The organism is Vibrio sp. 1CM23M, assembly GCF_023161755.1.
Lineage (GTDB): Bacteria > Pseudomonadota > Gammaproteobacteria > Enterobacterales > Vibrionaceae > Vibrio > Vibrio coralliirubri.
This window is the reverse complement of sequence record NZ_JALNTR010000002.1, coordinates 174,713-185,306: the sequence shown is the minus strand read 5'-3', so window position 1 is coordinate 185,306 and position 10,594 is coordinate 174,713. Positions and strand designations below refer to the sequence as shown.

Genomic DNA, 10,594 nt, shown 5'->3' with positions numbered 1-10,594 from the left:
CGCACAGCAAACTGTTAACAACTTTACAACCATTTACGGTAGCTTCTCGAGCGAACGTTATTTTTTTGGCGGTTCATCTAAATTTCGTATCTAGCACATTAAAAAGCGTAGGTTTAGATGCAGTCCAATTTGGAGAGATGGAAATTGAATTACATTCAAACGACAACATTAGGGTTAGCTATAGCGCTAAGTTTGCCGACAACAGCACAAACCTTAGAGCAAGCCGTTGCGTTTACTTTAGAAAGCAACCCTGAAATCAAAAGTGCTTATAACGAATATATCAGTAAGCGTTATCTTAACGACGCTTCTGGTGGTGCTTATCGACCAAGTATAGACTTAGATGGTGGGATTGGTTATGAACATACTGATCTTGCAACCAACCAAGACACTACCGACCTGACTAGAAAAGAAGCAACGATCACCTTGACCCAGTTGATATGGGATGGTGCTAATACATCCAATGATATCGACCGTACTGCCGCTGATGCAGAGTCTGTGCGCTATCAACTACTATCTAACGCGCAAGACATCGCTTTAGAAGTAACAAAGGTTTATCTTGACGCAGTGAAAGCCTATGAAGTGCTTTCTCTTTCGGAAAGTAACTTGGCGACGCACAAAGAGATATATAACGATATTCGTAAGCGCGTGGAATCAGGTATTGGTTCAACCGCAGATATGTCACAAGTTGAGGCTCGTATTGCAAAAGCGCACGGGAATTTGCTTGCTGCTCAAAACAACCTTTTTGATACACATACACAGTTTAAAAGAATTGTTGGTCAATCTCCTTTAGGGTTAACTTTCCCTCGCGCAGATGCGGGAGCAATTCCTTACACCGTTGATGGTGCGTTGGCAAAAGCGTTTAACCAGCATCCAGTAATCAAGATTGCACAAGCCGATGTTGACTCAGCGAAGTTCCAATACAAACAATCTAAGAGTACCAACTACCCGACTGTTTCTTTTGAAGCAGCTCAAACTTGGCGTGATGACGCCGGTGGCACAGAAGGTAGCAGCGATGAGTTTTCTGCCATGGTTCGTTTAAGATACAACCTTTACAATGGTGGTTCGGATCAAGACCGCGCAGAAAGTGCAGCCTACCAACTCAACAAAGCCAAAGACCTTCGCGAAAGTACTTACCGCAATGTAGAAGAGAGTCTGCGTCTTTCATGGAGCGCACTTGATTTAACGGTTCAGCAAAAAGAGTTCCTATCTGACCACGTAGACTCGGCATCAGACACGGTTATCTCATATGAGAAACAATACCGCATCGGTAAACGTACCCTTCTCGACTTGCTTAACACCGAGAATGAATTATTCGAAGCTCGTAAAGGCTATTTAGATGCTAAGTATGACGAGCAATACGCAAAATATCGCGTAATGAACGCAACTGGTAACCTACTCATCGGTTTACGAGTTGAGATCCCAGAAGAATGGAATGAAAAGGTGGAATATTAATGAAGCTTACCAACACAGTATTATCGCTTTGCTTCATGGTTGTATCTGCCAATGCTTTAGCTGAAAACAACGAAGATGAATTTGAATATCGCGCTCTTCCGCCTGTTACTCAGATTTACGATCTTCAAGATGATGACAATGACGGTGTAATCAACGCGCGAGATTTATGTCCCGATACACAAATTGATGCCGAGATCGATAACGACGGTTGTGGATCATATTTCGAGTCATCGGAAAAGAAAGAGCTGCATATACTCTTCGCTAATAATTCCACGGAAATAAACCCTGTCTTTCTAGGGCAGATACGCCAAATGGCTGCGTTTTTGAAGCGCTATGAGAGCACAAGCATTGAATTGCAAGGTTATGCCAGTAAGGTAGGTAATGCGGCACACAACCTAAAGCTTTCGAAAGAACGAGCATCGCATGTAAGACGTGCGCTAATAAGCAACGGTATTCAGTCATCTAGAGTCAACATTGTCGGTCATGGTGATTCTGAATTCAGCAGCGATGACACCCAAATCAATCACGCACTGCATCGAAAAGTTGTTGCTTCCGTTGTTGGATTTAAGGGTAATATCAAAGAAGAATGGCACATCTTCACCAAAATTAAAAAGTAAGCGTACCCTGCTTTTACCATACTGAAACGTTATCTTAAGTTAACGTTTCAGTATGGTGATAATTCCTTGAATAGCATATACCTAAGCCGTCTATAATGTTAATCTTGCCACGTTATCAACATAGAGAATTAATCCATGAGCAAACTAACAGCTGATACTCAAGCAAATCTAGAACTTTTCGTTTCTGAAACACAAGAAACTAAACTGGTATGGGGCCTTCGCAACGAAGAAGGTTGGCTAGCATGTGACTCAAGTGAATTCGAAAACAGCGAAGTGATGCCATTCTGGTCTTCAAAAGAAGATGCTCAAACTCACAACGTTGAAGAGTGGGCTGACTTCGAAGTATTAGAAATTCCACTAGATATCTTTGTAGAAGATTGGTTACTGACTCTTGCTGAAGACGGCGTTCTTGTTGGTACTAACTGGAATGCAACATTAGAAGGCAAAGAGCTTGAGCCTTCTGACCTAGCGAAATTATACATCTAATTTCCGATATCGGTCGCGCGAATCGTGCGACCGATATACCTCTGATTAGTATCAATAAATTAGAGATCTACCTCGCATAACCTCGTAGCTGTACCTTTCAAAATTTGAAGCAACATCAAACTAATAATAGAATATCGTTCTTTATCTGATTGATCGTCTCTTGTGAATCACTTCGTTTTTGTTACCTTTCTACTACTCATTAGCTTTTGTTCTTATAGCCAAGTATCAACGTCAGATCGTGACCACTATTCACCAGTCTATACCTCCAATTTAAGCTCTACTCCAAATGCTGATTGGAACACACTTTATCTATCTACTTTAAACCACTCTCCTGAGCGAGCATTAAACATGCTGCAAACACGCTACATCGGGTCAACGGATTACGGAGATAAGCTTTACCTTGCGTCTCTTCTGTATCAATACATGAGCCACCGAGATCAGCCGTTCTACGGAATCGCTTCAAACGACAGCGACTACCAAGCGATAGAAACAGCGTTTATTTCTGCTCTGAGGAAAGACGGCAAAGGCCAATATGAACAAGCACAACAAGGCTTTCTAACACTTTTGGCGAAAATGCAATCTCGCAGTGATTTAACTGGTAAAGCCTTACTAAAATACCAGCTATGCCGATCGCTTAACGAGCAAGCTAAATACCATCAAGCGAACTATTACTGCTCTGCCCTTGAGTCAGATTTACATGACATCGCTGACCCTGTATTACCAAAATTCGGGACTTATCGAGTCATCGCGAACAATCATCATTTCCGCAGTGACTATCAAGCTGCACTAGACACCTACCTATCACTAATAAACGTGTTTCCACAAGGACATGATATTTCAGGGGTTTACAACGATGTGGGTAACTTGCTCAAAGAATTAAAGCAATATGAAAAATCGGTGGAGTATCTAAAGGAAGCTCTCATTCTCAGAACAAACGCTTCAGATTTACTGAAAGCACAAGTGCATCACAGCCTTGCGGATCTCTACCTCAACCAAGAGCAAAGTGACCTGGCAATTCATCACTTTCAGACAGCAAGAACACTGTTGAGCTCATCGTCGCATAGTTACGGTATCGCACTCACAAGTCTTGGCTTAGGAAAGGCGTACACTCAAACGAAAAACTATGATGTGGCGAGAGCCTTCCTAATCGAGTCTCTTTCAGCTTCGAGCGAACTGAGTAATGATGTCATTCGCATCAATGCTTACTTGGCGATCAGCGACATGTTCGAAGAACAGAAATTGCCAACGGAAGCGCTCAACTATGCTCAACAAGCGCTAGAAATAGCAGAACAAGTCACAAGGCATAAATACATCGCGCAGTCACTTCTGCAGCTTTCTGATATTCATCAATCACTCGGCGATTACCAACAAGCTTTCTATTTCTACCAGCGATACTCGTCAATACAAATGGAAGCTAGAGACATCGATAATCGACTCGCACTCGAAGCGCTCGGCCTGACGCACGCCAAATATGAGCAGGAACTGGAAAGCTCTTTCCTGACACATCAAACGAAACTCGACCGCGTTCAAATTGAAAAAATGGAACATCAAAGATGGATGTACAACATCGTTGTTATTCTGTTGCTTTGCGCTGCAAGCTTTACGGTATTGGTAAACAAAACGGTTCGCGCAAAAGCCGCAATTGATGGCTTAACGAAAGCATATAGCCGAACTGAGATAATTCGAAGAATCAAAAGAGTGAAACGCTGTAAAGGGACGGACAAACGGCATGTGCTCGTGCTGCTCGATCTCGATAAGTTTAAGAAGATTAATGATGAGCATGGGCACCCTACTGGTGATCGAGCACTGGTCCACATTAGTGATCAAGTTAGAAAACACTTAGTGAATGGTGAATTGTTTGGTCGCTTAGGGGGCGAAGAATTTGTCATCATGTTAACCGATACCCAACCAGCAGAGGTACGAGAACGCGTTGAAGAGTTGCACTACGCAATTTCAAGCACTGTCTTCTTATCAGAAAGCAAAAAGTCACTTAATGTGACCGCGAGTTTTGCTTATCTAGCAACCTCAAACGCATTAAGTGACTTTGATGACTTGTATTCAGTGCTTGACCAAGCGCTCTATCAAGCCAAAAGCAACGGTCGAAACTGTATTATTGATGCTTTTTTGGTAGACATAAGACGAACCGATTGATTTACCTGAGATTATTTATTCTCAGCCTGTTTGCGAACCAACTCAGCCATAATGCTTTCGCGATCACCGAGGTAATCGTTAAGACCAACTTTACGCAGTTCACATGCTGGACAATCGCCACAACCATCACCAACAATGCCGTTGTAACAAGTCAGTGTTTTGTTTCTAACAAGCTCAAGTGCTGAGTACTGGTCTGCTAGCGCCCATGTCTCAGCCTTGTTTAACCACATTAGCGGTGTTTTGATATCAAGCTGCTTATCCATACCTTGTACAAGTGCAGAGTTCATCGCCTTCACAAAGTCATTACGGCAATCAGGGTAGCCAGAAAAGTCTGTTTCACACACACCTGTAATCACGGTTTCAGCACCGATTTGGTAAGCATAAATACCCGCTAGAGTTAGGAATAGAATATTACGACCAGGAACGAATGAATTCGGCAGCCCATTCTCTTGCAGCTCATGAGACACAGGAATATCGTCACGAGTCAGAGAGCTGATAGCCAGTTCATTCAACAGAGTCACGTCCATCACTTTATGCGCTTTCACGCCAAGCTCTTTCGACAATGACTCAGCAACTTCAATCTCGAGTCTATGGCGCTGACCATAATCAAACGTAATTGCATGAACTTCATCATACTCTTTTAATGCCTGAACAAGACACGTTGTTGAGTCTTGACCACCACTGAATACTACAACTGCTTTTTTCATCTTAAATCCTTACGAGAACCTTCTACTAGCGACTTATCTTGCCCAGTAAAAATACAACCTATGCGATACTCAAATATTTGTGAGTTTGTATTGATAAGCGCCAATTGCGCTCAATGCAGGTATCAATACAAAGCTGAGTAGCTCGGTCTTTTTGGCTGATTGGTTGCAGAGCGATAACAGTGTCGCTAGCAACCGCAGCTCGCTCCAATAAACCGTCAAGTTGTTCGATGTCTTTGCTTGTGCCTACTGGATGCTTAATTTCGTTAGCACGTTGTAAAGCGCTATCTAAAATTTCCAGTTTCGCTTTCATCGCCACCTTCGGTGACACCGTAACCCAAGTATTAGATGTGGCTTTAACTTCTGATGTTCCGCTAGTCTCAATCTGACAGCAACAACCGTGCTGCTCAAATGCTTCAGTAAGAGGAACAAGATCATAAATGCATGGCTCACCACCAGTAATCACAATGTGCTTAGCAGTGTAACCTTGCTTGATATATTCATTCACGATTCCTTGAGCATCGATTGCTGACCAAGTTGGTGAATCTTCTGTCTTAACCATAATATCGCCAAGGCTGGTTTCATCTTCTGGCAACGCTTCCCAGGTCTGTTTGGTATCGCACCAAGAACAGCCAACTGGGCAAATTTGCAGACGAACAAAAACAGCGGGAACGCCAGTAAACACGCCCTCACCCTGAATGGTTTCAAACATTTCATTAATCTTGTACAACTTTCCCTCAGCTCAATCATTTGATGAAATTAATCAACCGCAGACCTTAAAGCACTTCCCCCTTTTGGTCAAACAAATGAGTACTGATAAATGAGTTGATCAAAGCCCTAGCCTGAACTTTCAAGTTCCCTTATCCTTTCGCCCATAGATTTCGTTAGCTTTTAATTTTTTAGTAAGGAACAACATGTACAAACTGATTGCTCTTGATATGGATGGCACACTACTCAACAGTGAAAAAGTGATTTCTCAAGAGAACAAAGACGCAATCGCCAAAGCACGAGCTGCAGGTGTGAAAGTGGTTCTCGCTTCTGGTCGCCCTTTAGAAGGCATGCAAAGCAAATTAGATGAGCTTTCGATTGACGGCGAAGATGACTTTGTACTCTTCTATAACGGCTCTATGGTTCAGAACGTATCGACAAAAGAGATCATTCACAGTGAGATCAGCAACGGTAAAGCTGCAAAAGAGATTGCAGCCCTCGCTGAACAACTTGGTGGTTATGTCCATGCTTTCAGCAAGATCCACGGCTTAATCACACCTGAGAACAATGAGTACACTGGTATTGAAGCGCGTATTAATGGCTTAGATATAACCGAGTTCGACTTTTCTCAACTAGAAGATGACCACGAAATCATCAAAACTATGATTGTCGCTGAACCAAGCAAGCTGACTGAAATCATCGGTAAGTTGCCACAAGAGCTTAAGACTCAGTTTACTATCGTACAAAGTGCGCCATTCTTCTTAGAGTTCCTAAACCCAAAATCAAACAAGGGTGTCGGTATTGAAGCGATAGCGAAACACTTAGGCATTAAAGCGGAAGAAGTCATCTGTATGGGTGACGCTGAAAACGATCACCATATGCTTGAATACGCAGGCCTTGGCATTGCAATGGAAAACGCAATGGAAGAAACCAAGAAACTGGCGGATCACATCACAGCGAGCAACGACGACCATGGTGTAGCGGTCGCGATTGAGAAGTTTATCTTCAACTCATAAACGCTTAACAGGTTCTAATAAGAATTACTTTTTGCTTGTTTCAGAAATGACAAAGGCTGTGCACTGCACAGCCTTTTTGATTTTGTGTTAGTCGAGTCGATTACTCTCTTTTCCATGGCAGACGAAATGCCACCACACCAAACAGAATCAATATTGGGAAACGTAACGTTTCAATAATAAATGAAGCAATACCACTGAAAGAGACAAAGCTTCCAGCCCAGCTAATCAGCAGATTTCCCGCTAACAACATCGCCATCACTCCAAGAACGATCTTGAATGAGAACTGACCAACCAAAGGTTTCGAGTCTGTTAACGTCACTAGGCATGCAATCGTCATCAAAATCGCCACCCAGAATGAGAATGTTGGCAGTGGCCATATCACCGTGAGAACAATCGACAGTAAGCACAATGCCCACCAAACACCTTTAGAGCTCAACAAAGCGCTAATATCAACATCCGGTTTCGCGTCTAATCTCACGATATGCCACGTCGTTAACGCGCCTAATACGCCACCCATTAATACATCACTAAAGAACGCACTGCCTGAATAAGACTTAAATAGCATGATCCACAACAGGCCAGCGAGCACTATCAGAGTAGTTTTTTGCTCCAAGAGGCGTTTTAGTTTCCAAAAGACTAACAAGGTTAAACTAACCCACAAGGCAGCCAACAGACTTGGAAAACTATACCCACTGCTCATCACCAGCTTCAATGTTGGCAAGTAAGCGTGTGGACGTGGAAAACCAAAACCTTGGTGCGCGATCAAAGTAAGTAGTGTCACCGAGATCAAAGTGAAGCCAAACTTCAACGCGAAGTTACGGCCAAAGTACCAAGCAATTAGCGGCAATATCACAATGAAAACCCATGGCTTCGCCAACAAGTCAGTCAAAAGCACAGTATTCGCAAACACGCTTGGCATCTTATCGAACGTGTTTTGAAGTGACACAATCCAATTTAATTCAACTTGATGGACTTTGGGTGCCGCGCCCACCAGCTCAGTTACATACGTTACCGGTTGATCTGTCGCGGATAAAAACAGCTCGTTAATCTCAGACCACTGTTCTGGATAGCGGTATTGGTGATCTTGCAACTCAGTAGGAGGAAGTAACATCGCTCGACTGACTTCCACGCCATAATGAGGCGCAAACCAAATAGGCAGCTCAAAGCCTCCTAACTCATTTCGAGCTTTGTAGCTGATCACTTCCGAGTCAGAAATACAATCAAACACGACGGCACTGTCGGTATAACCCAGTACATCACCGACCGTTACTGACAAACCCGCCTCTTCCCACGTTTCACGTTGCGCCGCGACGGCTGGCGGCTCACCTGAAACAACAGTGCCTCCCGGTAGAGACAATTGACCTGTGATCAACTCATCAACCAACACGATTTGGTTATCAGCCCGTACTACACACAAGGCGCCCGCGATATGATCGAGCAAAGTGTTGTTTGCCCAAGCGGAAGTAATACTCAAAAGAGACAGTATGAAAACTAATAGATATCGAATAACCAACGAGTTTACCTAAAAAATAATAGAAGAAATTTAAGACTGCTGTTGCAGTTGAACTATTGTAATCAAAGCCACACAAAATCGCTGTCTACGTTTTGTGCAAAGCCTTCCTCATCCATTGAATGTGAGGTGTGAACCCCATTTTTTGATAGAAGTCCTTGGCAGGTGAATTAAAGTCCCAAACTTCTACAAAGACCTGTTCAACCCCATAATCATCAAAAGTACTTTCAACTTTGCTAAACAACTTTTCTGCAATTGATTCTTTTCGATAATCAGGCAAGACAAACAGCTCATCGACACTCCCCATCGACACTGGTTTACTTACCGTTGAGATAAGCTCACAAAAATGCCCCGAGATAAAGCCAACAATGAGCTCACCTTTTAATGCCACATAAACCAAACATTCAGGGTCATCCAAGTATCGTACAATGCTTTTTTCCTGCTCAATCTCTTCTGCCGTTTTAAAGTGCTCTGGGCTAGCAAGGTGGTGGTGATGGTGGAGATCGAACATTAACTCGTTAAGTTGTTCCAAATCCGTGTGCTTTGCAGCCCTTAAGATGACATTCATGACTATTGCGCTTCTCAAACCAAATTAATATCTAAACTGAGTCTAGTTTACTTGGCGTGAGTATCTATACAAGTTATTGAATTAATTCATTGTTTGAAGTGCGTATTTTAGATACAAAAACGGCCACATTACGTGGCCATTCTGTTTGAATGATTTTCAATTAAACGAATATCTAGGCTCTAGCTTTAGTTGTAGCTTTTGCTGTAGCGGTAGCTTTATGCACCGTTGTCCTCTTTCTCTTCTTTGAGTTCAGCAAGCTGTTGTTCTAGTTCAATAAGCTTAATTTCAGCCTCTACTTCAGCAACTCGCTTTTCTGCATCAGTGCGATTGTCTTGCGCCAGACCATCAGCAGTGACTTGGGTTCGTTGTGCGTTTCTTGCATCATCCGTATCTTTCATTGAACCAGCAACACCACCGGTCACACCACCCAATGCAGCACCCTTCGCGGCTAAGCTCGCATCTCCAGTTAGAGCGCCTGCTGTCGCTCCTAATAAAGCACCACCCACAGCACCACGATTACGTGCAGCATTCTCATTTTCGTTATCCATTGCTGGTGATGCGCAACCAGAAAGAGTCACAATCAGTGTCGCTAAAAGAAAAGGTTTAGTGAATTTCATAGGAGTCTCGCTTAGTTCTTCGTTTGGAGTAGAGCCATCTTAAGCAGAACCGTTAATGAGATAAATAAAGCCACGTTTAGACGATACATCATGTTCAGCTATGTATTATTCAGCCATCACATAACTGATTAATGATATATAGCTTTGAGCTCGCTTTATCCTCACCAACAAAAAAGGCGACCAATAAGGTCGCCTCAATCGAGCTTTCTCAATAATTCTTGTCTTTCACATATCTCTCTTAGCCTTTAGACCAAAAGTTTTGCATGTTTGCTGCGCTAGGTGGTGGTCTAACACCGCAATCTCGATAATGATTTTTATCGCCTATCCCCAGTATCTTGCCATTTTCGTCATCAATCATCGCGGCAACTTTAACACCGTCTCCCACATGACGAGTCAACACGACAATTTCACCGGCTCTTTCAGACCTTACCGCGCCTAAGATTTGATATTCGTAGCGGCCTTTCCTTGAATTAACGATCATCTTCGAGTTGATCGGGTCGGCTTCATATCCCACACCAATATCAAAAACCGCTTGATAGAGATCGACGCCAGTCTTGGACACACATTTAAATACCTTGGGATGACTCAAAGGTTCTAACAACGCTCTACTCGCTTCATCCTTTGAAATACTGGCACTAGCAGCACCACTGACCAATAAAGCAATCAACAAAAAGTAAGCTCGCATAAAAAGACCTCAATATGTGGGATTCATAATGAGGTCATAGTAAACGCAATGGATAAGCGGATGAATAAAGTAGAGTTTAG

Annotated in this window: 10 protein-coding genes and 1 pseudogene; 5 read left to right on the top strand and 6 right to left on the bottom strand. The window is 42.9% G+C overall.

Annotated features, from left to right (window positions below; genetic code table 11):
- Positions 1 to 144 precede the first annotated feature (144 nt).
- The 4 genes and pseudogenes from MSG35_RS06105 (at position 145) to MSG35_RS06090 (ending at position 4,758) form a co-directional block, all read left to right on the top strand.
- Complete coding sequence (locus MSG35_RS06105) at positions 145 to 1,452, top strand: TolC family outer membrane protein (protein WP_248383371.1); 1,308 nt, start codon at positions 145 to 147, stop codon at positions 1,450 to 1,452.
- Complete coding sequence (locus MSG35_RS06100; protein WP_248383368.1) at positions 1,452 to 2,069, top strand: OmpA family protein; 618 nt, start codon at positions 1,452 to 1,454, stop codon at positions 2,067 to 2,069. Before MSG35_RS06105 ends, MSG35_RS06100 begins: the two co-directional genes overlap by 1 nt.
- 135 nt (positions 2,070 to 2,204) lie before the next feature.
- The gene (locus MSG35_RS06095; protein WP_017062305.1) at positions 2,205 to 2,555 is read left to right on the top strand and encodes a DUF2750 domain-containing protein; all 351 of its coding nucleotides are present in this window, start codon (positions 2,205 to 2,207) and stop codon (positions 2,553 to 2,555) included.
- A 162-nt stretch (positions 2,556 to 2,717) separates the two neighbouring features.
- A pseudogene (locus MSG35_RS06090) lies at positions 2,718 to 4,758 on the top strand (tetratricopeptide repeat-containing diguanylate cyclase).
- On the opposite strand, the gene queC reads toward MSG35_RS06090, so the two are convergent.
- Positions 4,718 to 5,413 carry a 7-cyano-7-deazaguanine synthase QueC gene (gene queC, locus MSG35_RS06085; protein ID WP_017063822.1) on the bottom strand — a complete coding sequence of 232 codons (696 nt, stop codon included), beginning with the start codon at positions 5,411 to 5,413 and terminating at the stop codon, positions 4,718 to 4,720. The pseudogene MSG35_RS06090 and the gene queC overlap by 41 nt on opposite strands.
- A 58-nt stretch (positions 5,414 to 5,471) precedes the next feature.
- Positions 5,472 to 6,140 (bottom strand): 7-carboxy-7-deazaguanine synthase QueE, encoded by a 669-nt coding sequence (gene queE, locus MSG35_RS06080; protein WP_348983477.1) that lies wholly within the window; start codon positions 6,138 to 6,140, stop codon positions 5,472 to 5,474.
- 184 nt (positions 6,141 to 6,324) lie between these two features.
- On the opposite strand from queE, the gene MSG35_RS06075 reads away from it, so the two are divergent.
- Positions 6,325 to 7,134, top strand: a complete 810-nt coding sequence (locus tag MSG35_RS06075; RefSeq protein ID WP_048615105.1) for a Cof-type HAD-IIB family hydrolase — start codon at positions 6,325 to 6,327, stop codon at positions 7,132 to 7,134.
- A gap of 100 nt (positions 7,135 to 7,234) precedes the next feature.
- Here MSG35_RS06075 and MSG35_RS06070 read toward each other — a convergent pair whose 3' ends face one another.
- From MSG35_RS06070 to MSG35_RS06055, 4 genes are all read right to left on the bottom strand, one after another.
- The gene (locus tag MSG35_RS06070) at positions 7,235 to 8,647 is read right to left on the bottom strand and encodes a phosphatase PAP2 family protein (RefSeq protein WP_248383365.1); all 1,413 of its coding nucleotides are present in this window, start codon (positions 8,645 to 8,647) and stop codon (positions 7,235 to 7,237) included.
- A gap of 85 nt (positions 8,648 to 8,732) precedes the next feature.
- A complete protein-coding gene (locus MSG35_RS06065; RefSeq protein WP_248383363.1) occupies positions 8,733 to 9,212 on the bottom strand; it encodes a GNAT family N-acetyltransferase in 480 nt (159 codons plus the stop codon).
- A 215-nt stretch (positions 9,213 to 9,427) separates the two neighbouring features.
- On the bottom strand, positions 9,428 to 9,829 hold the full coding sequence (locus MSG35_RS06060; protein ID WP_017063819.1) for a glycine zipper domain-containing protein: 402 nt from the start codon (positions 9,827 to 9,829) through the stop codon (positions 9,428 to 9,430).
- A 238-nt stretch (positions 9,830 to 10,067) separates the two neighbouring features.
- On the bottom strand, positions 10,068 to 10,514 hold the full coding sequence (locus MSG35_RS06055; RefSeq protein WP_048616354.1) for a hypothetical protein: 447 nt from the start codon (positions 10,512 to 10,514) through the stop codon (positions 10,068 to 10,070).
- Positions 10,515 to 10,594 lie beyond the last annotated feature (80 nt).

What these genes read in the sequence shown, in the direction of transcription:
- MSG35_RS06100 (WP_248383368.1), top strand. Translation starts at nt 1,452, where the DNA reads ATGAAGCTTACCAACACAGTATTATCGCTTTGCTTCATGGTTGTATCT.
- MSG35_RS06095 (WP_017062305.1), top strand. Translation starts at nt 2,205, where the DNA reads ATGAGCAAACTAACAGCTGATACTCAAGCAAATCTAGAACTTTTCGTT.
- queC (WP_017063822.1), bottom strand. Translation starts at nt 5,413, where the DNA reads ATGAAAAAAGCAGTTGTAGTATTCAGTGGTGGTCAAGACTCAACAACG.
- MSG35_RS06075 (WP_048615105.1), top strand. Translation starts at nt 6,325, where the DNA reads ATGTACAAACTGATTGCTCTTGATATGGATGGCACACTACTCAACAGT.
- MSG35_RS06065 (WP_248383363.1), bottom strand. Translation starts at nt 9,212, where the DNA reads ATGAATGTCATCTTAAGGGCTGCAAAGCACACGGATTTGGAACAACTT.
- MSG35_RS06060 (WP_017063819.1), bottom strand. Translation starts at nt 9,829, where the DNA reads ATGAAATTCACTAAACCTTTTCTTTTAGCGACACTGATTGTGACTCTT.
- MSG35_RS06055 (WP_048616354.1), bottom strand. Translation starts at nt 10,514, where the DNA reads ATGCGAGCTTACTTTTTGTTGATTGCTTTATTGGTCAGTGGTGCTGCT.